A 21,736-nucleotide genomic window follows, 5' to 3' on the forward strand; every position below is an offset into this window, starting at 1 on the left:
GTTCGGAGGGTCCGGACCGGTAATCTCGTTCCGTGACCACCTCCCGCCCCGAGCAGGCCCCTCCGGGTCTGCGTGTGGGCGACTACGAGCTCCTGACCCGTCTCGGCGAGGGTGGGATGGGCGTGGTCCACCTGGCCTGCAAGCCCGGCGGGCAGCGCGTCGCGCTCAAGGTGCTGCGCCCGCACATCGTCGGGGACGACGAGGCACGCCGGCGCCTGGCGCGTGAGGTGTCCTCCCTGACGCGGGTCAAGTCGCGTCGCGTCGCCGAGATCCTCGACGCCGACCCGTGGGGTGACATCCCCTATGTCGCGACCCGCTACGTCCCGGGCCTCTCGCTGCACGACCACATCCACGAAGAGGGCAGCATCAGCGGCCAGGACCTCATCTGGTTCGCGAGCTGCCTCGCCGAGGCGCTGGCGGCGGTGCACGAGGTGGGCGTCCTCCACCGCGACATCAAGCCCTCCAACATCCTGATGGAGGGTCGGACCCCGATCCTGATCGACTTCGGCCTCGCTCGGGTCGCCGACGACCCCAAGCTCACGCACACCGGCTGGCTCCTGGGCACCCCCGGCTACCTCGCGCCGGAGATCCTCTTCGGCAAGGACGCGACGGCTGCCTCCGACGTGCATTCGTGGGGGGGGGGCACCGTCGCCTTCGCCGGCACCGGCCGGGCGCCGTTCGGGCGCGGACCCTCGATGGCGATCATGGATCGTGTCCGTCGCGGCGAGCACGACCTGTCCGGGCTCGACCCGGTCCTGCGGCGCGTGGTCGAGGACACCCTCGAGCCCGAGCCGCGCAACCGGCCCTCGCTGGACGAGCTGCGCGACTGGTTCGCCACCCTCGGACCCGACCGTCCCAAGGCGCTGCCCGACGATCCGTTCACCATCCCGCTGGCCGTGGCAGCGATGGCCACGGCAACCGACCCGACCGAGGTCGCGCCGCGCATCCTTGGACCTGAGTCTTCTCGAGACTCAGGTCCAAGGGAGTCGTCATTCGACACCTCTCCGCAGCGCCAGGCGACCCGGGTGCTGCCCGACGGCACCACCCCGGTCACCGAGGTCGGAGCGTTCGAGAAGGTCCGACGCGGTGTGCTCGTGGCCACCGGACTCGGGGTTGTCGGCGGCGCCGTCGCCCTGGCGCCGTACCTCGCACTGCTGGTGCTCAGCCTGATGATCTGGATCCTGCGCAGCGGCTCGATGGCGGCGAGCTCGGCCGGGCTCCGGCGCCAGACGCGGGGCACGAAGTGGTACGACGGCGTGCAGGTGCTGTTCGCCGCGCCGTGGCATGCGGTGGCCTCGATCCCCGGTGCCCTGTTGCTGGTGACCTGGAGCACGGGCCTCGCCCTGGCCGCGGCATTGCTGTGCTTCGCGGCCGGCACGTCGATGCTCACGAGCCTCGGGATCGTCGGCGTGGTGCTCGGCGCCGCGATGTGGTGGGGGCCGGGCAGTCGTCGGGTTCGGTCCCCGGTGGAGCGGTTGTCGCACCCGATCAGCGCCCGCCCGTTGGTGTGGTTCTTCGCGGCGATCCTCACCTGTGCCGCGGCCACCGGGCTCGCCGCCGCCGCGACTGCGCAGGGACCCGACTGGACGCCGGCGAATGATCGCCCCTTCGCCGATTTCAGCCTGCCGGCCTACCTCCAACCCTGACGGGCCTTGGCCGGGGCTGACCGCGATCCGAGACCGGTCGGCGATGTGACACCAAGCGCCCTTGGTCGTGACACAGTGGAGTCATGCACAGCACCCGCACCATCATCATTGCCTAGCGCGACGGGTTCACCCCCTCGCGCCGACCTCCTGATCCCGGGAGGTTTTTTTGTGCCCCGATCCACCCGATGAGAGAGATCGCCTCCGATGTCGCAGCCGTTCGACTTGCAGGGCTCCTTCCACGTCTACGACACGACGCTGCGTGACGGTGCGCAGCAGGAGGGGCTCAACCTCTCCGTCGCCGACAAGCTGACGATCGCGCGCCAGCTCGACGGGCTCGGCGTGGGCTACATCGAGGGCGGCTGGCCGGGCGCGAACCCCAAGGACACCGAGTTCTTCCGCCGCGCCAGCCAGGAGCTCGACCTGCGACACGCCCGGCTGGCCGCGTTCGGGGCGACGCGCCGAGCCGGTGTGGCCGCCGCCGACGACCCCCAGGTCGCGGCCCTGCGCGAGAGCGGCGCGTCGGTGGTGACGCTGGTCGCGAAGTCGCACGACCGACACGTGGAGCTCGCGCTGCGCACCACGCTGGCGGAGAACCTCGCGATGGTTCGTGACACCGTCACCCACCTGCGCGAGCACGGCCAGACCGTCTTCCTCGACGCCGAGCACTTCTTCGACGGCTACCGCGCCAACCGTGACTACGCCCTGGAGGTGCTGCGGACCGCTGCGGAGGCAGGGGCCGAGGTCGTTGCGCTGTGTGACACCAACGGAGGCATGCTGCCGCTCTGGGTCTCTGATGTCGTGCGGGACGTCATCGACAGCACCCAGGCGCGGGTCGGCATCCACTGCCACAACGACACCGGGTGCGCCGTCGCGAACACCCTCGCCGCCGTCGACGCCGGGGCGACGCACGTGCAGGGGACGATCAACGGCTATGGCGAGCGCACCGGCAACGCCGACCTGGTCTCGGTGGTCGCGAACCTCGAGCTCAAGCTGGACAAGCAGGTGCTCCCCGCGGGGCTGCTGGGCGATGCCACCCGGATCGCCCACGCGGTCGCCGAGGTCACCAACTTCCCGCCGGCTTCCCGACAGCCGTACGTCGGTACGTCGGCCTTCGCCCACAAGGCCGGCCTCCACGCCTCGGCGATCAAGGTCGACCCGTTCCTCTACCAGCACATGGACCCGGTCGGCGTCGGCAACGACATGCGGCTCCTCGTCTCCGACATGGCCGGCCGCGCTTCCATCCAGCTCAAGGGCCGCGAGCTCGGCTTCGACCTCACCGACAGCGTGGAGGACCGCGAGCTCGTGGCTCGGGTGACCGAGCGGGTGAAGGCCATGGAACAGGGCGGCTACACCTTCGAGGCGGCAGACGCGTCCTTCGAGCTGCTCCTCGTCGAGGAGGTCGAGGGCGTCCGGCCGTCGTACTTCGACGTCGAGTCGTGGCGCGTCATCACCGAGACGCTGACCCATGCCCGCCCGGGGGAGGAGGCGGTGTCCGAGGCGACGGTCAAGCTGACGGCCGAGGGCGTCCGCTTCGTCGTCACCGCGGAGGGCAACGGCCCGGTCAACGCCCTGGACGCGGCCCTGCGCACGGCCATCAGCCAGGCGTTCCCGGAGGTCGCGAAGTTCGAGCTGATCGATTACAAGGTGCGGATCCTCGACCAGGGCCACGGCACGGACGCCATCACCCGGGTGCTCATCGAGACCTCCGACGGCGAGTCCTCCTGGGTGACGGTCGGCGTGGGCCACAACGTCATCGAGGCCTCCTGGGGTGCTCTCATCGACGGTCTGACCTTCGGCCTGCGCAAGCACCACCGCTGAGCCGTTCGCTCGATCAGTGGTCGATCACCCGGCCGACCAGGTCGTCCCACGCGGCCTCGATACGGTCGAGGGAGATGTGTTCCTGGTGCACCTGCTGCTCGAGGATCGGGACCTCCAACGGCGCGAGCAGTGACGTCGCGAGCAGGGCGATGTCGCCGCGCACGCCGAGCTCGCCGAGGAGGTAGCGCACGTGCATCGCGCTGAAGGAGGCGGCGGCATACGATCGCGAGCCCGCGCGGTCCGCAGCCCGGATGAGCGCGCCGTGGGTGAGGTTGAGACGGAGCCGCGTGTGCCCGAACTCGATCAGCCGGTCCCTGGCCGGCGCTCCCGGGCCCAGGGGAGCCGGGCCGGACAGGACGGCGGCCTGCCACTGCGTCTCGGACTGGTTGAGCACCGCTGCCATCAGTCCCTGCCGGCTCCCGAAGCGACGGAACAAGGTGCCCTTGCCCACGCCGGCCTCGGCCGCCACGGCGTCCATCGAGACCGCGTCCACGCCGCAGTGGTCCACGAGACGCAGCGCAGCTGCCAGGACCGCGTGCCGGTTGCGCGCCGCGTCCGCCCGCTCGGGCGGCGGGTCGTCGGCGAGGTGAAGGGAGAGGGGCACGGGGCCAGCCTAGAAGGAAGAAAGTTGCGGTCGCGGGAATAGAAGCGGACCGTAGTCCGGTTAACCTCGCATGACTACTTCGAACCAGACCTCAGTGGCCGTCCTCCTCGGCAGCTTCCGCGCCGACTCCCTCAACCGCCGGATCGCCGAGCTGCTCAAGGCGCAGGCTCCGGCAGGCGTGAGCGTGGAGATCGTCGAGGGCCTCGACCAGATCCCGTTCTACAACGAGGAGCTCGACGGCGACACGGCGCCCGAAGCTGCTGTCGCCCTGCGGGCCGCCGTGGCCAAGGCCGACCGCATCCTCGCCGTCACGCCCGAGTACAACGGCACCATGCCGGCAGTCCTCAACAACGCCATCGACTGGCTGTCGCGGCCCTACGGTCAGGGCGCCATCACCGGCAAGCCCTTCGCCGCGGTGGGCGCCACTCCGACGCCGTACGGCGGCAAGTGGGCCCACGAGCACGCGCGCCACTCGGCGAACATCGCCGGCGCGACGGTCGTGGACAGCATCGTGCTCGACCAGCCTGCCCTCGAAGGCGACCTGTTGACCGACGACGCCGCCGTGCAGCGCTTCCTCGGCGCGCTGAACGACCTGGTCTCCTACGAGGTGGACCCGGCTGCCGCCTGAGACGGGCCGGCCGGGCTGAACCAGCCGGGCACGGCCTCGGCGAAGGTGTCGGGGCCGTGCCCTGCGACGTCCTCGGGGATCGTCGCCAGCAGAGGCACCGCGGTCACCCGCGGCAGGTCGAGGAGGTTGCACTCCTCGGCCAGGCCGGGCGAGGAGGGCCAGGCGCCGATGACCAGGCCCGCCGGCTCGATGCCGCGGGCGCGCAGCGCCGCCACGGTGAGCTCGGTGTGGTTCAGGGTGCCGAGTCCGGCGTCCACGACGATCACCACGTCGGCTGCCAGCTCGGCCGCGAGGTCCAGCAGCGTGCCGCCCGACAGGTCGAGACGGACCAGCAGGCCGCCGGCGCCTTCGACGATCACGTGGTCGGAGTCCAGCGACCGGATGCGTGCTGCGTGCTCGGCCACCGTCGGCAGCGACACCCCGGCGCGTCGTGCTGCGGTCTCGGGGGCCAGGGGGTCAGCCAGCCGGACGAGCTCCAGGACCTCGCACCCCGCGAGTCGGCGTACCTCCTCCGCGTCCCCCGGCTCGTCGCCCAGCACGCCGGTCTGCACCGGCTTCACCACGACGACGCCGGGGCCGCTGCGCACCGCGAGCGCCGCGGTGGCGACGGTCTTGCCGACCCCCGTCCCGGTGCCGGTGACGACGGTGATCCTCATCGGTGCGCCTCGACTACCTTGGCCAGCACGTCGCCGGCGCGGTCCCACGCGTCGTCGGTGACCCCGGCGCTGGTCGTGACCCGGAGCCGGGAGATGCCGTCCGGCACCGACGGCGGCCGGAAACAGCCCACGCGCACACCGTGCTCGAGGCACTCGGCCTGCGCGGTCATGGCGACCTGAGGGGAATCCATCGGCACGGAGAGTACGGCGCCTGCCGGCCGCTCGACGTCGAGCAGGCGCGACAACCCGTCCACCCGGGCGGCGACGCGAGCGGGGAGCTCAGGTCGGGAGCGCAGCAGACGCAGCCCGGCGAGCGCCCCACCCGTCGCGGCCGGTGCGAGCCCGGTGTCGAAGATGAATGGTCGCGCCCGGTTGACGAGGTGGTGCACCAGACCGGGGGAGCCGAGGACCGCGCCGCCTTGGGCGCCGAGGGCCTTGGACAACGTCGCGGTCACCACCACGTGGGGGGCGGCGGCGAGGCCGACCGCGCGGACCAGTCCCTCGCCTGCGGGGCCGGCGACTCCGAGTCCATGGGCCTCGTCCACGATCAGCAGCGCGTCGTGGGTCTCGCACACGTCGGCCAGCCCGGTCAGCGGAGCCGCATCACCGAGCACCGAATAGATGGACTCCACCAGCACGAGTGCTCGGCGACCGCCGCGCATCGCCAGCGCGGCTGCCACGGCGTCCACGTCGTTGTGCGGGGTGACGACGATCTCCGCGCGAGACAGCCGGGCGGCGTCGATGAGCGAGGCGTGGACGTGGGCGTCGGAGACGATCAGGCTGTCGCGGTCCGCCAGGGCGGTGACGGCCGCGAGGTTGGCGTGGTAGCCCGTCGACATCACGAGCGCGGCGGGCTGACCGAGGAAGGCTGCCAGCTCCCGCTCCAGGGCCTCGTGCAGGGCCAGCGTGCCGGTGACCAGGCGCGAGGCACCGGCTCCGGCGCCCCAGGTCAGGGCAGCTTCCGCAGCAGCCCGGACGACCTCGGGGTGGCGGCTGAGGCCGAGGTAGTCGTTCCCGGCCAGGTCGATGACGTCGTCATCCGGTCCGCGTGGGCGTAGGCGGCGGGTCAGTCCGGCCGCGTCGCGGCGGGCAGCCTCGTCGGTGAACCACTTCTCCCAACCGCCCATCAGCCAGCCTCCACCGCTCGCAGCATGGCCGCACAGATCGTGTCGATCTCGGTGTCGGTGCAGATGTAGGGCGGCATCGTGTAGATCAGCTCCCGGAACGGACGCAGCCACACCCCCGCGCGCAGCGCCGCGTCCGTCGCGGCGACGACGTCGACGGGGTGGTCGAGCTGGATGATGCCGACAGCGCCCAGGACCCGGATGTCGGCGACACCGGGCAACCCCCGTGCGGGTTCGAGACCCAGCGTCAGCCGCCGCGAGATCCGGTCGACATTGCCCGCCCAGTCGGTGCTCGTGAGCAGGTCGAGGGAGGCGAGCGCGACCGAGCAGGCGAGCGGGTTGGCCATGTAGGTCGGGCCGTGCATCAGCACACCGGCCTCCGAACGCGACAGCCCGTGCGCGACCCCACTGGTGCACAGGACCGCGGCCAGCGTGAGGTAGCCGCCGGTCAGTGCCTTGCCGACGCACATGATGTCGGGGCGTACGCCCGCGGCATCGGCGGCGAACATCGTGCCCGTGCGCCCGAAGCCGGTGGCGATCTCGTCGAAGATCAGCAGGAGCTCGTGGCGATCGGCGACCGCGCGCATGACGCGCAGGCACTCGGCGGGGTAGGGCCACATGCCGCCGGCTCCCTGGAGGAGCGGCTCGACGATGATCGCGGCGAGCACGCCCGCGTGCTGATCCGCGAGCGCCTCGAAGGCGGCGGCCCACGCCGCGATGTCCTCGCCCAGGGCGGGGGGCCGCGGGGCGAAGACGTGTTCGGGGACGAATCCGCGGAACATCGAGTGCATGCCGCCCTCGGGGTCGCACACGCCCATGCAGCCGCAGGTGTCACCGTGATAGCCGCCCAGCACGGTGAGCATCCGTGTGCGGCCGGGACGGGCGGCACCCCGCTGGTGCTGCAGCGCCATCTTGAGCGCGACCTCGATACTGACCGAACCGCTGTCGGCGAAGAAGACGTGCTCGAGGCCCTCAGGGGCGAGCTCGACCAGACGCTGGCCGAGGCGGATCGCCGGTTCGTGCGTGAGCCCGCCGAACATCACGTGCGCCATGTCGTCGAGCTGATCCCGCGCGGCAGCGTTGAGGCGGGGATGGTTGTAGCCGTGGATCGCGGACCACCACGACGCCATCGCGTCGATCGGCGTGGAGCCGTCGGCCAGCTCGAGGCGTACGCCCGAGGCGCTCGTGACGAGCCGGACCGGGGTCGGGTCGCTCATCGAGGTGTAGGGGTGCCACAGGTGCTGTCGATCCCAGTCGAGCAGCTCGGAGGTCATCGGCTCAGGCGTTGGGCAGCACGGCGGTGCCGGCGCCACGGCGACGGATCGTCGGGTCGTGCGCCTCGGTGCGGAGCGGGGCCTGGACGGCGTGCTCCTCGCTGCCCAGCACCACGAACCCGTTGTCACGGATCAGCTCGAGGTCGGTCTCCGCCGCCTGGCCCTCGGAGGTGAGGTAGTCGCCGAGGAAGATCGAGTTGGCGACGTGCAGGGCCAGGCCCTGCAGGGACCGCAGGTGCATCTCGCGGCCGCCAGCGATGCGCACCTCCCGGTCGGGACACACGAAGCGCGCCATCGCCAGGATCTTCAGGCATCGGCTCGGGTCGAGCTCCCACGTGTTCTCGTAGGGCGTGCCGTCGAAGGGCATCAGGAAGTTGACCGGGATCGAGTCGGAGTCGAGGTCGCGCAGCGCGAAGAGTGCCTCGACGAGCTGCTCGTCGGTCTCGCCCAGTCCGGCGATCAGGCCGCTGCACGGCGAGAGCCCGGCGCCCTTCGCCTTCTCCACGGTGTCGATCCGGTCGGCGTACGTGTGCGTCTGCACGATCTTGTCGTGGTGGGACTCCGCGGTGTTGATGTTGTGGTTGTACGCGTCGACGCCAGCCTGCTTGAGCCGCTCTGCCTGTCCGTCCTTGAGCAGTCCCAGGCACGCGCACACCTCGACCTGGGGGTGCTCGGACTTGATCACCCCGACCATGTCCGCGACGCGTTCGACGTCCTTGTCGCTGGGGCCGCGACCCGACGACACCATGCAGACCCGGGTCGCGCCACCGCGGAGGCCGGCCTCGGCCTGCTGGAGGGCCTCGTCGTTCTTGAGCCAGGAGTACTTCAGGATCGGCGCCGTCGATCCGAGTGCCTGCGAGCAGTAGTTGCAGTTCTCGGGACACAGGCCGGACTTGAGGTTGACGAGGTAGTTGACCTTCACCGTGTTGCCGAAGTGAGCCCGGCGCAGCCGACCGGCAGCCGCCACGACGTCGAGGAGCTCCTCGTCGCCGGCCCGCAGCACGGCGAGGGCGTCGTCCTCGGTCGCCGGAGTGCCGGCCAGGATGCTCGTCGCCAGCTGGTCGAAGGTCGTCGTCATGGTTGCTCCCGGCACCGGTGGGACTGACCAACGGTGGTCAGGTGAACGGCGTTCAGGTTAGGTTGGTTGCCCCGGCCCGTCAAACAGATCGAGGAGACGCATGCGCCACCACCGCAGCGACGTCGTCGAACGAGCCCTCGCCGTCCTCGACGACTACGGTCTCGCCTCGCTGACCATGCGCCGGCTCGGCTCGGAGCTGGGGGTCCAGCCCAGCGCGCTCTACCACCACTTCCTCAACAAGCAGACCCTGCTGGCCGCGGTGGCCGACGAGATCCTGACGCGCGGCCGCCGCCCGCGCACGGCGTCGACCTGGGACTGTCAGGTGGCCGAGGTGTGCCGCGAGCTCCGCGACTCCATGCTGGCCTTCCGCGACGGCGCCGACGTCGTCGCCACCGTGTTCGCCTTCGGGCTGGGCGCGTCCGGTCCGGCCGAGGAGCTCGAGGAGCTGTTGGCGGGCGCGGGTCTCCCCGACGACCTGGTCGCCGTCGGATCCCGCACGTTGGTCCACTTCGTGTTCGGGCACACCTTCGAGGAGCAGACTGCGCTCCAGGCCAACAGCCTCGGAGCCATCGACCTGCCGGCGCGCGCCAGCCAGTTCGATCTCGGGCTCCACCTGGTCCTCGACGGCCTGCGCTCGCGCGTGGGGCAGCAGGCCCTCAGTCCGACACACTGACGTCTGCACCGTGCAGCTCCGCGAGCAGCACGGCGCCGGCGAGGTCGAGCTTCGTCGCCCGTAGCTGGGCCGACGCCAGGTCGACCCCCTCCAGGGTGGCCCCGCGCAGGTCGGCGCCGTGGAGCTTGGTCTCCCGCACGGTCGCCCGGTCCAGGCGAGCACCCCGCAGCACCGTGGCCGAGAGGTCGCTCATCGACAGGTCTGCCTCGCGGAGATCGATGCCGCTGAGGTCCAGCTTGCTGAGGTTGGTCGACCGAATCGTGACCGACTGCCACTGCCCGGCCCGCACGGTGATGGGCCGCAGGGTGCAGTCCGCGAAGACCGTGCCGACGAGCTTGCAGCCGTCGAAGACGGCACTGAAGAAGTTGGACCGGCGCACGTCACAGGCCACGAACGCCGTCGAGGTGTGGACGCTGGCGTTGAACGAGCAGTTGTGGAAGACGCACCTCTCGAAGACCGCTCCTTCGGTGGTGCACTCGCTGAAGTCCACCCCGGTGAAGGTGCACTCGATGAAGCGCGCAGCGCCCAGCCGGTCGGCGTACCAGTCATCGTCGCGGAAGTGACGGCCGTGGGCCTCCATGGGCGCTGACGTCGCACTAGTCACGCACGCCACGCTAACCCCGTCGTGCGGGTCGGGCGCAGGTAGGGTCGGGCGCGTGATCGCGTCGCATGCCCATCGCTTCATCTTCCTGAAGACTCGCAAGACGGCCGGCACCAGCGTCGAGATCGCGTTGTCCAAGGTCTGCGGTCCCGACGACATCATCACCCGGATCAGTCCCGAGGACGAAGAGCTCCGTGAGAGCGCCGGAGGGCTGTCTCCGCAGAACTTCGAGTCACCGCCCCTGCCGCGCCAGGCCTTCAACCACATGAGTGCACGGCTGGCGCGCGACGTGGTGGGCATCCCGGCCTGGCGCAGCTACTACAGGTTCGCGATCGAGCGGAACCCGTGGGACGCCGTCGTGTCCCTCTACTACTGGAAGTACAAGGACCTGCCCGAGCTGCCGGACTTCGACCAGTACGTCAGCGAGGAGTGGATCGAGCAGCTGGCGAACAACCGCCGCATGTACCGCATCCGCGGCAGGTTGGCCGTCGACCGGGTGCTTCGATACGAGCGGCTGGCCGATGAGCTCGACGAGGTCTGGGAGCACCTCGAGCTCCCCGGCTCGCCCGACCTGCCACGGGCCAAGGCCAACGCCCGCCCCGCCGGCCACTACCGCGAGCTCTACACCGATGCTTCCCGCAAGCGGGTCGCCGACGTCTTCGCCGAAGCCATCGAGGCGTTCGACTACACCTTCTGAGCGGCCAGCAGCCGCTCGCACTCCTCGATCAGCCGCCGGCGCAGCGGCGCGCCTCGATCCGCGAAGCGCCGCTGCTCGCGGGCGTAGGTCGCCTTCCCGTCCGGCGTCTCGACCCGGATCGGCTCGAAGCCGAGACCGGCGAGGTCGTACGGCGCAGCGCGCATGTCGAGCTCGCGGATGTCGCGGGCGAGCTCAAAGCAGTCGGCGACCAGGTCGCTGCTGATCATCGGCGTGAGCCGGAACGCGTGCTTGTAGAGATCCATCCCCGCGTGCAGGCAACCTGGTTGCTCGTACGCCGCCCGGTCGTCGCTGGCCGGTTGCAGGGTGTTGCGCGGACGGGCCGGCTCGGTGAAGAACCGGAACGCGTCGAAGTGGGAGCACGTGACCTGGTGCGTCTCGACGACCTCGTCGGTGCCGGCCGACCCCAGCCGCAGCGGCCAGTCGTTGTGCCGCAGCTCGTCGGGTGACTGCTGGTAGACCATCGCCCACTCGTGCAGCCCGAAGCAGCCGGTGTGCGCGGGCCGGGACTCGGTGGCCCGCAGCAGGTTCAGCAGCCCTCGCAGGATCGGCGCCTGCTTCGCGACGTGGTCGTCGGTGACGGCTCCGTGTGAGTAGCCCTTGAGCCCGTCGTACTCCGGCGCGTCGGCCAGGCGTGCGCCGTACCCCGGATGCCAGCGACGCAGCTGGGCCGGGCGCTGCGCGTAGTAGGTGAAGAGGAAGTCGTGGACGGGGTGCTTGACCGCGGAGCCGCGGCGCGACAGGTGTGGCTCGATGAACGCGTCGACCCGAGCGGCGTGGGCGGCCGCGCGAGCCTGCCACGTCGCCCGGTCGAGCACGGCCGTATTCACGTTGACAGCGTAGACAGACTGCGGGGATGCCGACTGTGGACCTGTCCTTCCCCTCGCACCTCTCTCCCGATCGCCGTGCCCTGCTGACCTCGGTGGCGGAACGAGTCGACCGCGAGCACGGCGACAACTTTCTCGGTCTCGTGCTCAGCGGGTCCGCGGGCCGCGGGATAGCGACCGAGCGGTCCGACGTCGACGTCTACGTGGTCCTCGACACAGTCCCGGACGGCTATGTGAAGTCGAAGTCGCCGACGATCGACGAGATCCCGACCCCGCTCGCCGATCTCACCTACATGGACCCCTTCGGCACCGGGGGCTGGTGGTACCGCTGGTCGTGTGCCTGGGCTCCTGTCCTGCTCGACCGCACAGGCGGCGAGCTGGCTGATGCCGTACGCCGCTCGGCACTCGTCTCCGACGAGGAGGCCGACGCGATCCTGATCGAGCACGACCGACTCGAAGGGTGGATCAACTACGCCTTCCGTGCGCTGAAGTCGGACCAGGACGGGCGCGAGCTCGAGAGGCGGCTGGACGCCGTCGAGTCGGTGCCATGGCTGCTCGACACGATCTTCACCTTCGCCGGCAGGGTTCGTCCCTACCACAAGTACCTGCCGTGGGAGCTCCGTGAGCACCCCGTCGACGGGTGGCCGGCCGAGCTGCTGCTGCCCCTGCTGACCCGCACCGTCGACGGTGAACCAGCCGCGCTCCGGGAGACCTTCGCCCTCGTCGTCGCGGACTGTGTGCGTCATGATCTCCGGCGCGGGAACCGCCGGATGATGGACATCGTGGATGGCTGGGGCGACGAGCTCGCCTACTTCGAGTCGCCCACGGCCAGCTGACCTCCTGGGTCGCCCCCTGGGTGGCCCGCGGCGTGCGGGACTGGCGGCGTGGCGGACGATGGCGGGTGTGACTGAAGAGCCGGATCGCTCTGGAGCGTCATCGCCCGGTGCCACAAGCGTTCGTCGCGCCCTCCCGGAGGATGCCGCCTCCCTCGCCAAGATTGCGCGACATGCCTACGAGCCATACGTGCATCGCATAGGACGGGAGCCGGCACCGATGAGCGACGACTACGCCTCGTTGGTGCGACAGGGAGACGTCTGGGTCGCAGAGAATGGCAGCGGTCTCGTGGGCCTGCTGGTACTCGAGCCCGCAAACGATCACCTCCTGGTGCAGAACGTGGCGGTCGCTCCTGAGGCACAGGGCCTCGGCTTAGGCGGACTGTTGTTGGAGGTGGCGGAGGACCAGGCTCGCCTCCTGGGCCTGCCCGAGCTGCGGCTCTACACGAACATGGCCATGGAGGAGAACCTTGCCTACTACCCGCGCCGGGGATATCAGGAGATCGAGCGGATCACCCAGGACGGCTACCACCGAGTCGTCTTCCGCAAGCTGCTCGACGGTTGAGCGCGCCGTCGCCGGGTGTGTGACGACGAGTCGAGCTTGGCCACATCGGTGTGCGATGCCAAAATCGTCTCAACAGGAGACTCTCGGCTCTTGTGTGACCGAAACGCTGGAGTAGAATCGAACACATGTTCGACGGAGCGCTCGCTGTCTCCGCAGGGTCCGCCCCAGGCGGCCCAGCGGAGCCGATGGGCGCGTCGAACATCAGTGACTGGACCCACACATTGTCAGCAGCCACCGACGCGCCCAGCGGGCTGTCGGATCCTCAACGCGTCGACGCGATCCGCGAGCTCGAACGGCTGGTGTGCGTGGTCACGGCTGCACAGGCGCGACTCTCCCGAGAGCTCGACGCGTCGCAGCGGGCTACGCAGGCGGCGGCCGGAATGGCTGCGGCACACAGAGGCCGAGGGGTGGCCGAACAGGTCGCCCTGGCGCGCCGGGAGTCCCCGACCGTGGGCGACAGCACTTGGGCCTGGCCAAGGTGGTGGCCGCGGAGCTCCCGCACACCTGGACCGCCTGGCGGACGGGTCGGATCACCGAGTGGAAGGCCACGATCGTCGCGCGCGAGACAGCGTGCCTATCGGTGGAGCACCGACTGGCGGTCGACGAGTGGGTCGCCTCAGACCCGACCGCGCTCGAGGCGATGGGCGACCGAGAGTTCGCCAAGGCCTGCCTGACCGAGGCGGCGCGGCTCGACGCAGCAGCGTTGGTCGCTCGGCGCCGCAAGGCCGAGAGCGAGCGCAGGGTCACGCTCCGGCCTGCTCCGGACACGATGACCTACCTGACAGCGCTCCTGCCCGTGAAGGACGGAGTGGCGGTCCTGGCGCAGCTGACGAAGAACGCCAGCAGTGCTCGGGCCACGGGAGACGAGCGGAGCAACGGCCAGATCATGGCGGACTCGCTCGTCTCCGCCGTGCTCGCGGCCGGCGGCACGACTGCTGCCGGGACGGCGGGATCCCGGGTCACCCTCGGTGTGGTCATGAGCGACGGCGCCCTGTTCGGCGGTGCGGACGACGTTGCGCGACTCGACGGGTTGGGGCCGATCCCCGCCGAGCTCGCACGCGAGATCGTCGCCGATGCCTGCACCCGCGACGAGGAGGTCTGGCTCCGCCGCCTCTACGCGCGACCGGACACCGGTGAGCTGGTGTCGATGGACTCCCGTGGGCGCTTGTTCCGAGGGAACCTGGCCAGGTTCATCAAGCTCCGCGACGACACGTGCCGCACGCCGTGGTGCGACGCCCCCATCCGCCACGTCGACCATCCTCAGCCACATGCCTCGGGAGGTCGGACCAGCGGTCACAACAGCCAGGGACTCTGCGAGGCCTGCAACCAGGCCAAGGAAGCGCCCGGCTGGCGAGCGAGACCCGGACCGGATCGCTCGATCCGGACCACGACCCCGACGGGCCATGCCTACCTCACCCGCCCGCCGCCGATCGCGACCGTTCGCCGAGCCACGGTGCCTGCCCTGCGCGTCGACTACGTGCTCTCGGCCTAGCTGGGCGTACGACGCGAACGGGGGACTGCGTGGAGCGGACGGCGAGGGTCGAACTCACAACCTTCAGGTTGGAAACCTGATGCTCTGCCAGTTGAGCTACGTCCGCGTGACGCCTTGGGGGCGCCGGTCGTGCGTGTTGATCCGAGACTATCCCGGGCTGCGTGTGGCTTGGAAAAGGGGCGTGCCTCCAGGCCCTCAGCACCCGTCCTCACTGCTACGGTCCGAGTCCAAGTTGTCCGAGGTCGGGGGGCCCCATGACGATGCGCGCCGTACCTGCTCTTCTCGCTCTGACCGTTGCTGCGGGGATGCTCGCCACGAGCGCCGTCCCCAGTGCCGCGGCGGTGGCCAGGTGCCAGGGCAGGGTGCCGACCATCGTGGGCTCCGGTGCACACCTGACCGGCACACCGGGCGATGACGTGATCGTCGTGGTCGCCGGCGGGACCGGCGTCAAGGCTGGTGCCGGCGACGACCGGATCTGCGTGCGGGCTCGCAAGGGCAACGGGCTCACGTTCATCACCGGCGGATCGGGCGACGACGCCGTGCTCGTCGAGGTCCGCGCCTTGGTCTACGCCGACCTGAGCGTCGGCAACGACAGCTACCGGGGTGGCCCAGGCGCCGACCTGGTGCTGTCTGGCCGGCGGGGAGCCGCCAACCGAGACCGGATCCGTCTCGGAGGCGGCCGGGACGAGCTCATCCTGGGAGAGGGGACCCACCACCGCCAGGCTGTCATGCAAGGTGGTGCGGGCGACGACCTGCTCAGGGTCGTACGGCGATCAGGAGCCCTCGAGATCGACGCCGCGTCGAGCACAGCACGCGTCGACGGCGTCAGCCACGCGGGTTGGAGCTCGTTCGAGGACTACAAGATCTCGTCCGGTGGCAGGCAGTCCTTCGTCGGCACCCCCGGGGACGACACGGTGTCGTTCGACGGCCGAGGCCCGGTGGAGGTCCTCGTCGGCGATGGGAACGATGTCGTGGAGCTCGGCGACCCGTTCCCCGCAGGCATGACGGTCCCCGTTGCGTCCGATGGGTCCGCCGGGACGGACTCCGACGTGTTGGTCGACCTGGGGCCTGGCATCGACGCGCTCAAGGTCCGCACGTCCGCGTCCAGCGTGGTCGGCGACCAGAGGCTGGGCCGGATGAGCTTCTCCGACGGGACCGGTCCCCTGGGGTCCCTCGGCTTTGCCGGCGTTGAGGATCTCGCGGTCAGTGCGCCGGTCGACGCCTTTGGTGAGACCCCCTCCCGCGTCGAGCTCATCGGGACCGAGGGCGACAATGAGCTGAGTGCGAGCGCCTGCCACGTCGTCCTGCGCGGCGCCGGCGGCGACGACCACCTCGAGGTGGGGCTCAAGCCGGACTCCGCAGCGTTCGCCGGAACCATCGACCGCGGGTGCCGACGCTCATCCGAGGTGTACGGCGAAGCCGGCGACGACACCATGCGGAGCCACGTCATGGTCGTGGATCTCCGTGGTGTTCGCAACGGTGAGCGCATCAAGCTCCTGGAGCTCAAGGCGCGCGACCTCCTCGACGGCGGCGAGGGCGTCGACTCCGCGGACGCCGGCGCGGGGCAGGACACCTGCATCGCCGAGACCCGGGTCGCCTGCGAGGGCTGACCGGCCCAGGGATCAAGCTGGCTACTCGTCGACAGGTCGCCCGACAGGCATGGAGTGGTCGTCCAGGGAACGGGTTGCGAACAGCCACCACCCGTCCTCGTCGGCCGTCGCGGGGTAGGTCTCGCCGCAGTAGTCGACCAGGATGCGTGCCCGCGAGGCAGTTCGTCCGTAGGTCGCCACCATGTGCGGCGACCAGGATGCGCCCGAGTCACCTGCGCCGCCTCCGCTGGAGACCTCGACCCAGGTGTCTTCAGGTCCTCGGCGGTACTGGTCCACGTCGATCGATCCGCCGTCGCCGTTCGGATCGACGAGCACGGCCGCCACGTCCCCGTGGGTCACGACCGCTCGCACGACCGCGTAGCGCGGGTCCCAGCCGCCGGCCTTGATCGCGTAGTCCTTCGTCATCTCCACCCTGCGATGGTGGCACGGTGGAGCCATGTCCTCGACCCTCCGCCCGCGCACCCGACCCCCGCGCTCGCCGGATAGGGTCGAGGTCGTGCGTATCGCGAGATTCACCGCTGGGGAAGAGCCGATGTACGGCGTGGTCACGGGCGAGGTCGACGAGTTCGGCCAGCCGTCGGAGGACACGGTCATCGTGGCGATCGCGGGTGACCCCCTCTACCTCGGCGTCAAGCTGCTGGACCAGGAGTTCAAGCTCGAGGACGTACGCCTGCTGGCACCCGTCCTGCCGCGGAGCAAGGTCGTCGGGATCGGCCGCAACTACGCCGCCCACGCCGCCGAGATGGGCAGCGACGTCCCGGCGGAACCGTTGATCTTCATCAAGCCCAACACCAGCGTGATCGGCCCCGGGGACCCCATCTTCTACCCCTCGCAGTCGAGCAACGTGCACTTCGAGGGTGAGCTCGCCGTCGTGATCGGCCGGATCTGTCGTGACGTGCCCGTCGAGCAGGCCACCGACGTCATCTACGGCTACACGATCGGCAACGACGTGACGGCGCGTGACCTGCAGAAGACCGACGTCCAGTTCACCCGCGCCAAGGGCTTCGACTCGTTCTGTCCGCTCGGGCCCTGGATCGAGACCGACCTCGATCCGCAGACGTTCGCCGACGGCGTCCAGATCCAGACGCACCTCAACGGCGACCTCAAGCAGGACGGGTCCACCAGCGACCTGATCTTCGACATCCCGACCCTCATCGCCCACGTCTCGAGCGTCATGACGCTCCTGCCCGGCGACGTCATCCTCACCGGCACCCCCGCAGGCGTCGGGCCCATGGAGATCGGCGACGAGGTCGAGGTCTCCATCGCCGGCCTCGGCACCCTCACGAACAAGGTGGCACAGCGTTGAACACTTCTCAGGTGGCCCGTCCCGTCCGGGTCCGCATGGCTCCCTCCCCGACGGGCAGCCCCCACGTCGGGCTGGCTCGCACCGCCCTCTACAACTGGGCCTTCGCGCGCCACCACGGTGGCACCTTCGTCTTCCGCATCGAGGACACCGACAAGGAGCGCAACAGCGTCGAGTCCTACGACTCGCTGATCGACCTCATGCAGTGGCTGGGACTGGACTGGGACGAAGGGCCGCTCAAGGGCGGAGACTTCGGTCCCTACCGCCAGTCCGAGCGCTCGGAGATCTACACCGACGTCCTGGCGCGGTTGCGCGAGAGCAGCCACACCTACGACTGCTACTGCACCAACGACGAGGTCACCGCGCGCCGCAAGGCGAGCGGCTCGAAGGTGATGGGCTACGACGGGTCCTGTCGTGAGCTCAGCGAGGAGCAGCGCAGTGCCTTCGAGGGCGAAGGTCGCGCGCCAGTCGTCCGCTTCCGGATGCCCGACGGTTCGATCACCTGGACCGACCTGGTCCGCGGCGACATCACGTTCGAGACCGAGTTCGTGCCCGACTACGCGCTGGCCCGCGCCAACGGCGACCCGCTCTACACGCTGACCGCGCCGGTGGACGACGCCACCATGCACATCACCCACGTGCTGCGTGGGGAGGACCTGCTCTCCAGTACCCCCCGCCAGATTGCCCTCTTCGACGCGTTCAAGGCCATCGGTCTGGCCGAGGTGACCCCGGAGTACGGCCACCTGCCGTACGTGATGGGGGAGGGCAACAAGAAGCTCTCCAAGCGCGACCCCCAGGCGCACATGGCGCTCTACCGCGAGCAGGGCTTCCTCCCCGAGGGCCTGCTGAACTACCTGGCCCTGCTCGGGTGGGCCATCTCGGGAGACCGCGACGTCTTCACGCTCGAGGAGATGGTCGAGGCGTTCGAGATCGGCGACGTCAACCCCAACCCGGCACGCTTCGACGTCAAGAAGGCTGACGCGATCAACTCCTCGCAGATGCGCCTGCTGTCGGTCGAGGAGATGACCGAACGCGTGCTGCCGTTCCTCGAGGAGGCGGGCGTCATGGACCCCGCGGACCCCGCCGACCGCCAGCTGCTCGACCAGGCCATGCCACTGGTGGGGGAGCGGATCAACAAGCTCACCGAGGCCGTCGACATGCTCGGCTTCTTCTTCGTCGCCGAGGCTGACTTCACGCGTGTCGACGACCTGGACGATCCAGGCCGCGAGGTTGTGAAGGCGGCGTACGACGCCGTCGACGCTCTCGACACCTGGAGCACCGCAGCCATCGAGGAGGCGCTCCGCGCCAAGCTGATCGACGAGCTGGGCCTCAAGCCCCGGCACGCCTTCGGCCCCGTCAGGATCGCCATCTCAGGTCGCAAGATCAGTCCGCCGTTGTTCGAGTCGATGGAGCTGTTGGGTCGGGACCGGTCGATCGCGCGCTTGACCGACGCGATGTCCGGCTGACGCCGATGGTCGAACCCCTCGAGTACCACCGGCTGCAACGTCTGGGTCGGCCCGGTCCCTGGCGGCCCCTTGTCGGCATCGTGCTGATGGTGCTCGCCGTTGCCGTCCTTGCCCCCCTCGGTGCCCTTGTGCCGTTGATCGCGTGGCTGCTCGCGACAGGACAGCCGGTGGGTGCCGGCGTCGAGTCCGTGCTGGACATCGAGGACGTCACCCCGATGGGACTTGCCTACATCAACCTGGTGCTTGCCACTGCGATCCCGGCGACGATCCTGGTCAACGTCGCCCTGCACGGGCTCGCCCAGGGGTGGCTGATGTCGGTGGCGCGTCGCGTGCGCTGGCGGTTCTTCCTGGCCTGCTTCGGACTCTCGGTGCTGGCCCTGATCGCCACTGTCGTGGTGTCGAGCCTCGTGCCGCAGAGCGGCGCGGGAGCCGAGCTCAGCGGCGAGGTCAACGCCTTCACATCCACGACACGAGACTTCCTGCTCGTCGTCCTCATCCTGACCCCGTTGCAGGCAGCCGGGGAGGAGTACGCCTTTCGTGGCTATCTGATGCAGGCGTTCGGCGGCCTCTTCCCCAGTCGTGTCCTGGCCGTGCTGCTCTCGGCCCTGCTGTTCGCGCTCGCCCACGGGCTCGCCCAGGACCTGCCCATCTTCGTCGACAGGTTCGCGTTCGGCCTCGTCGCAGGAGCTCTGGTGATCCTCACCGGCGGGCTCGAGGCCGCCATCGCCATGCATGTCCTCAACAACTTCCTGGCGTTCGGGCTCGCGCTCGCTTTCACCGACATGAGCAGCGCCCTCAACCCCACCGGCGGGTCGTGGTGGAGCCTGCCCGGGACGCTCACCCAGTCGCTCGTCTACCTCGCCCTGGCGACGTGGTTGGCCCGTCGAATGGGCCTCGCGACGACTGTGGCACCAGCCGTTTTGGAAGCGCCGCGCGGTGCCATGTAAGGTTTCTTCTTGGTCCGGACGAGGCATCTGACGGGCCGAGAGTGCACGCCATTGGGATATGGTGTAATTGGCAACACGACTGGTTCTGGTCCAGTTATTCTAGGTTCGAGTCCTAGTATCCCAGCGAAATTCCCCGCATCTGTGGGGATTTTGATCGGTTCTGATCCCGTGGATATAGTTCTGATCGCATCAAGCAGTGCTTGCCCCCGTTGTGTAGCGGCCTAGCACGCCGCCCTCTCACGGCGGTAGCGCCGGTTCGAATCCGGTCGGGGGTACGACACGGAGAAGGCCAGTCCCCAGGGACTGGCCTTCTTGCTATTTCGCCCTCGTCCGTGCCGTGTCCGAATTCCGCTAGAACCGGCTGCTCGGGTGCGACAGACTCAGCGCATGCGACGCACCGATCTGGACGACGAGTCCTGCTACCGGGCGGTCAAGAGCAAGGACCGCCGCTTCGACGGCGTCTTCTACACCTGCGTCGCCACGACCGGCATCTACTGCCGTCCCAGTTGCCCGGCCCGAACGCCCGGCTTCGCCAACGTGACGTTCCGGCCGACAGCGGCGGCCTGCCAAGCGGCCGGGTTCCGAGCCTGCAAGCGCTGCCTGCCGGATGCCACGCCGGGAAGTCCCGACTGGGACGTCGCCGCGGACGTCGGTGGTCGGACGATGCGGCTCATCAGTGACGGGCTGGTCGACCGCGAAGGTGTCGAAGGCCTGGCCCGCAAGGTCGGCTACACCCCTCGTCACCTCAGTCGGTTGGTCGCTCGTGAGCTCGGCGCGCCCCCGCTGGCCCTGGCGCGCGCCCGGCGCGCGCAGACTGCTCGTGTGCTGATCGAGACGACCGACATGTCGCTGTCGGACGTGGCCTTCGCGGCGGGGTTCTCCAGCATCCGCCAGTTCAACGACACGGTGCGCGAGGTCTATGCCGTCAACCCGACCGAGCTCCGCGGACGGCGAGGCGGTCGTCGCGTCCCGCGAGGCACCGTGACCATGCGGCTGGCCGTGCGCACCCCCTTCGCTGGTGGGCGGCTGCTCGACTTCCTCGCCTACCACCTGGTCCCGGGCGTGGAGGTGGCAGGTGAGGGGTGGTACGCCCGAACCCTGGACCTGCCGCACGGTCCCGGGACGGTCCGGCTCCGTCTTCGGGACGAGTCGACCGTCGGCGAGACGGCCTTCGTCGTGGCGGAGTTCGCCCTCGACGACTTGCGGGACACCTCTGCCGCTGTGGAGCGGGTCCGACGTCTGCTCGACGCGGACTGCGACCCCGTGGCGGTCGACGAGCACCTCGGATCGGACCCGGTCATCGGTCCACTTGTGCGGGGGACTCCCGGGCTCAGGGTGCCGGGGCAGGTCGACGGCAACGAGACGGCCGTGCGTACCGTTGTCGGCCAGCAGGTCAGCGTGACCGGTGCGCGTACGGTCACGGGTCGCATCGTCGATGCGCACGGGCGTCGTGTCGACTCCGACATCGCTGGCCTGACCCACCTGTTCCCCGATGCGGCCACCCTCGCCGAGGTCGATCCCGAGGCAATGCCGATGCCGCGCGCACGCGGCCGGGCACTGGTCGGTCTCGCGGCAGCCCTCGCCCGAGGGCACGTCGCCCTCGACCGTGGTCCTGACCGCGACGACGTACGCCGAAGCCTGCTGTTGTTGCCAGGGATCGGACCCTGGACGGCCGACTACATCGCCATGCGCGCTCTCGGACACCCGGACGTCTTCCTGCCCACCGACCTCGCTGTCCGCAACGTGCTGAGCACGCTGGGCACCAGACCGCTGGGACCGAGCGACGTCGAGCGATGGCGGCCGTGGCGCTCCTACGCCCTGATGCACCTGTGGAACACCCTGATGCCCGAGACCCCCGCTCCGAAGGACGAATGAC

General features: G+C 69.8%; 21 protein-coding genes and 3 tRNA genes. 15 read left to right on the top strand and 9 right to left on the bottom strand.

The features are described 5' to 3' along the window. Nucleotides 1-32: 32 nt before the first annotated feature. Nucleotides 33-1,646, top strand: coding sequence for a serine/threonine-protein kinase (locus tag VNJ48_RS04705; protein ID WP_325599612.1), 1,614 nt, complete (start codon nt 33-35; stop codon nt 1,644-1,646). 204 nt (nt 1,647-1,850) lie between these two features. Continuing rightward, nucleotides 1,851-3,464: a citramalate synthase gene (gene cimA / locus VNJ48_RS04710; RefSeq protein WP_325599614.1), complete on the top strand. Its 1,614-nt coding sequence runs from the start codon at nt 1,851-1,853 to the stop codon at nt 3,462-3,464. Nucleotides 3,465-3,477: 13 nt separating this feature from the next. Here the strand turns inward: cimA and VNJ48_RS04715 are convergent, their stop codons facing one another. After that, nucleotides 3,478-4,068, bottom strand: a complete 591-nt coding sequence (locus tag VNJ48_RS04715) for a helix-turn-helix domain-containing protein (RefSeq protein WP_325599616.1) — start codon at nt 4,066-4,068, stop codon at nt 3,478-3,480. 70 nt (nt 4,069-4,138) lie between these two features. Here VNJ48_RS04715 and VNJ48_RS04720 point away from each other — a divergent pair, with 70 nt between their 5' ends. Further along, nucleotides 4,139-4,696, top strand: coding sequence for an NAD(P)H-dependent oxidoreductase (locus tag VNJ48_RS04720; protein ID WP_325599618.1), 558 nt, complete (start codon nt 4,139-4,141; stop codon nt 4,694-4,696). Here the strand turns inward: VNJ48_RS04720 and bioD are convergent. From bioD to bioB, 4 genes are read right to left on the bottom strand one after another with little or no spacing between them, the layout of a single operon-like run. Continuing rightward, a complete protein-coding gene (gene bioD, locus VNJ48_RS04725; protein ID WP_325599620.1) occupies nt 4,669-5,352 on the bottom strand; it encodes a dethiobiotin synthase in 684 nt (227 codons plus the stop codon). The two genes, VNJ48_RS04720 and bioD, sit on opposite strands and share 28 nt — an antisense overlap. Continuing rightward, nucleotides 5,349-6,479, bottom strand: coding sequence for an 8-amino-7-oxononanoate synthase (locus tag VNJ48_RS04730; protein WP_325599622.1), 1,131 nt, complete (start codon nt 6,477-6,479; stop codon nt 5,349-5,351). Before VNJ48_RS04730 ends, bioD begins: the two co-directional genes overlap by 4 nt. Continuing rightward, nucleotides 6,479-7,750: an adenosylmethionine--8-amino-7-oxononanoate transaminase gene (locus VNJ48_RS04735; RefSeq protein WP_325599624.1), complete on the bottom strand. Its 1,272-nt coding sequence runs from the start codon at nt 7,748-7,750 to the stop codon at nt 6,479-6,481. Before VNJ48_RS04735 ends, VNJ48_RS04730 begins: the two co-directional genes overlap by 1 nt. Before the next feature lie 4 nt (nt 7,751-7,754). After that, on the bottom strand, nt 7,755-8,828 hold the full coding sequence (gene bioB, locus VNJ48_RS04740) for a biotin synthase BioB (protein ID WP_325599625.1): 1,074 nt from the start codon (nt 8,826-8,828) through the stop codon (nt 7,755-7,757). A gap of 100 nt (nt 8,829-8,928) precedes the next feature. Here bioB and VNJ48_RS04745 point away from each other — a divergent pair, with 100 nt between their 5' ends. Continuing rightward, nucleotides 8,929-9,501: a TetR/AcrR family transcriptional regulator C-terminal domain-containing protein gene (locus tag VNJ48_RS04745; protein ID WP_325599627.1), complete on the top strand. Its 573-nt coding sequence runs from the start codon at nt 8,929-8,931 to the stop codon at nt 9,499-9,501. On the opposite strand, the gene VNJ48_RS04750 is transcribed toward VNJ48_RS04745, so the two are convergent. Then, complete coding sequence (locus VNJ48_RS04750) at nt 9,485-10,105, bottom strand: pentapeptide repeat-containing protein (RefSeq protein ID WP_325599629.1); 621 nt, start codon at nt 10,103-10,105, stop codon at nt 9,485-9,487. The two genes, VNJ48_RS04745 and VNJ48_RS04750, sit on opposite strands and share 17 nt — an antisense overlap. Nucleotides 10,106-10,157: 52 nt before the next feature. On the opposite strand from VNJ48_RS04750, the gene VNJ48_RS04755 reads away from it, so the two are divergent. Continuing rightward, on the top strand, nt 10,158-10,799 hold the full coding sequence (locus VNJ48_RS04755) for a sulfotransferase family 2 domain-containing protein (protein ID WP_325599631.1): 642 nt from the start codon (nt 10,158-10,160) through the stop codon (nt 10,797-10,799). Here VNJ48_RS04755 and VNJ48_RS04760 read toward each other — a convergent pair. Further along, nucleotides 10,787-11,647, bottom strand: a complete 861-nt coding sequence (locus VNJ48_RS04760) for a 3-methyladenine DNA glycosylase (RefSeq protein ID WP_325599633.1) — start codon at nt 11,645-11,647, stop codon at nt 10,787-10,789. The two genes, VNJ48_RS04755 and VNJ48_RS04760, sit on opposite strands and share 13 nt — an antisense overlap. A gap of 26 nt (nt 11,648-11,673) precedes the next feature. Between VNJ48_RS04760 and VNJ48_RS04765 the strand changes: the two genes are divergently transcribed. The 3 genes from VNJ48_RS04765 to VNJ48_RS04775 all read left to right on the top strand — a co-directional run bounded on the left by VNJ48_RS04765 (nt 11,674) and on the right by VNJ48_RS04775 (nt 14,534). After that, a complete protein-coding gene (locus VNJ48_RS04765) occupies nt 11,674-12,480 on the top strand; it encodes a nucleotidyltransferase domain-containing protein (RefSeq protein ID WP_325599634.1) in 807 nt (268 codons plus the stop codon). A gap of 58 nt (nt 12,481-12,538) precedes the next feature. After that, on the top strand, nt 12,539-13,042 hold the full coding sequence (locus VNJ48_RS04770) for a GNAT family N-acetyltransferase (protein ID WP_325599636.1): 504 nt from the start codon (nt 12,539-12,541) through the stop codon (nt 13,040-13,042). Between the two features lie 463 nt (nt 13,043-13,505). Next, nucleotides 13,506-14,534 carry an HNH endonuclease gene (locus VNJ48_RS04775; protein WP_325599638.1) on the top strand — a complete coding sequence of 343 codons (1,029 nt, stop codon included), beginning with the start codon at nt 13,506-13,508 and terminating at the stop codon, nt 14,532-14,534. Nucleotides 14,535-14,564: 30 nt separating this feature from the next. Here VNJ48_RS04775 and VNJ48_RS04780 read toward each other — a convergent pair. Then, nucleotides 14,565-14,640 (bottom strand) — tRNA-Gly (locus VNJ48_RS04780). A gap of 148 nt (nt 14,641-14,788) precedes the next feature. On the opposite strand from VNJ48_RS04780, the gene VNJ48_RS04785 reads away from it, so the two are divergent. After that, nucleotides 14,789-16,144: a hypothetical protein gene (locus VNJ48_RS04785; RefSeq protein ID WP_325599640.1), complete on the top strand. Its 1,356-nt coding sequence runs from the start codon at nt 14,789-14,791 to the stop codon at nt 16,142-16,144. 21 nt (nt 16,145-16,165) lie between these two features. On the opposite strand, the gene VNJ48_RS04790 is transcribed toward VNJ48_RS04785, so the two are convergent. Next, on the bottom strand, nt 16,166-16,555 hold the full coding sequence (locus VNJ48_RS04790; protein ID WP_325599641.1) for a hypothetical protein: 390 nt from the start codon (nt 16,553-16,555) through the stop codon (nt 16,166-16,168). An 85-nt stretch (nt 16,556-16,640) separates the two neighbouring features. On the opposite strand from VNJ48_RS04790, the gene VNJ48_RS04795 reads away from it, so the two are divergent. The 6 genes from VNJ48_RS04795 to VNJ48_RS04820 all read left to right on the top strand — a co-directional run bounded on the left by VNJ48_RS04795 (nt 16,641) and on the right by VNJ48_RS04820 (nt 21,735). Continuing rightward, nucleotides 16,641-17,450, top strand: coding sequence for a fumarylacetoacetate hydrolase family protein (locus VNJ48_RS04795; RefSeq protein ID WP_325599643.1), 810 nt, complete (start codon nt 16,641-16,643; stop codon nt 17,448-17,450). Between the two features lie 35 nt (nt 17,451-17,485). Further along, nucleotides 17,486-18,913, top strand: coding sequence for a glutamate--tRNA ligase (gltX, locus tag VNJ48_RS04800; RefSeq protein WP_325600191.1), 1,428 nt, complete (start codon nt 17,486-17,488; stop codon nt 18,911-18,913). Nucleotides 18,914-18,918: 5 nt separating this feature from the next. Then, nucleotides 18,919-19,860 (top strand): CPBP family intramembrane glutamic endopeptidase, encoded by a 942-nt coding sequence (locus VNJ48_RS04805; RefSeq protein ID WP_325599645.1) that lies wholly within the window; start codon nt 18,919-18,921, stop codon nt 19,858-19,860. Between the two features lie 52 nt (nt 19,861-19,912). Further along, nucleotides 19,913-19,984, top strand: a tRNA-Gln gene (locus VNJ48_RS04810). 78 nt (nt 19,985-20,062) lie between these two features. Continuing rightward, nucleotides 20,063-20,135, top strand: a tRNA-Glu gene (locus VNJ48_RS04815). A gap of 112 nt (nt 20,136-20,247) precedes the next feature. Beyond that, a complete protein-coding gene (locus tag VNJ48_RS04820) occupies nt 20,248-21,735 on the top strand; it encodes an AlkA N-terminal domain-containing protein (RefSeq protein WP_325599647.1) in 1,488 nt (495 codons plus the stop codon). Nucleotide 21,736 lies beyond the last annotated feature (1 nt).

Origin of the sequence: Nocardioides sp., assembly GCF_035576065.1 — a bacterium.
In the GTDB taxonomy this organism is placed as follows: Bacteria; Actinomycetota; Actinomycetes; order Propionibacteriales; family Nocardioidaceae; genus Nocardioides.

Excerpts from the sequence above, each read along its gene's own strand:
- cimA (WP_325599614.1), top strand. The coding sequence starts at position 1,851 with ATGTCGCAGCCGTTCGACTTGCAGGGCTCCTTCCACGTCTACGACACG.
- VNJ48_RS04720 (WP_325599618.1), top strand. The coding sequence starts at position 4,139 with ATGACTACTTCGAACCAGACCTCAGTGGCCGTCCTCCTCGGCAGCTTC.
- bioD (WP_325599620.1), bottom strand. The coding sequence starts at position 5,352 with ATGAGGATCACCGTCGTCACCGGCACCGGGACGGGGGTCGGCAAGACC.
- VNJ48_RS04730 (WP_325599622.1), bottom strand. The coding sequence starts at position 6,479 with ATGGGCGGTTGGGAGAAGTGGTTCACCGACGAGGCTGCCCGCCGCGAC.
- VNJ48_RS04735 (WP_325599624.1), bottom strand. The coding sequence starts at position 7,750 with ATGACCTCCGAGCTGCTCGACTGGGATCGACAGCACCTGTGGCACCCC.
- bioB (WP_325599625.1), bottom strand. The coding sequence starts at position 8,828 with ATGACGACGACCTTCGACCAGCTGGCGACGAGCATCCTGGCCGGCACT.
- VNJ48_RS04745 (WP_325599627.1), top strand. The coding sequence starts at position 8,929 with ATGCGCCACCACCGCAGCGACGTCGTCGAACGAGCCCTCGCCGTCCTC.
- VNJ48_RS04765 (WP_325599634.1), top strand. The coding sequence starts at position 11,674 with ATGCCGACTGTGGACCTGTCCTTCCCCTCGCACCTCTCTCCCGATCGC.
- VNJ48_RS04770 (WP_325599636.1), top strand. The coding sequence starts at position 12,539 with ATGGCGGGTGTGACTGAAGAGCCGGATCGCTCTGGAGCGTCATCGCCC.
- VNJ48_RS04785 (WP_325599640.1), top strand. The coding sequence starts at position 14,789 with ATGACGATGCGCGCCGTACCTGCTCTTCTCGCTCTGACCGTTGCTGCG.
- gltX (WP_325600191.1), top strand. The coding sequence starts at position 17,486 with ATGGCTCCCTCCCCGACGGGCAGCCCCCACGTCGGGCTGGCTCGCACC.
- VNJ48_RS04805 (WP_325599645.1), top strand. The coding sequence starts at position 18,919 with ATGGTCGAACCCCTCGAGTACCACCGGCTGCAACGTCTGGGTCGGCCC.
- VNJ48_RS04820 (WP_325599647.1), top strand. The coding sequence starts at position 20,248 with ATGCGACGCACCGATCTGGACGACGAGTCCTGCTACCGGGCGGTCAAG.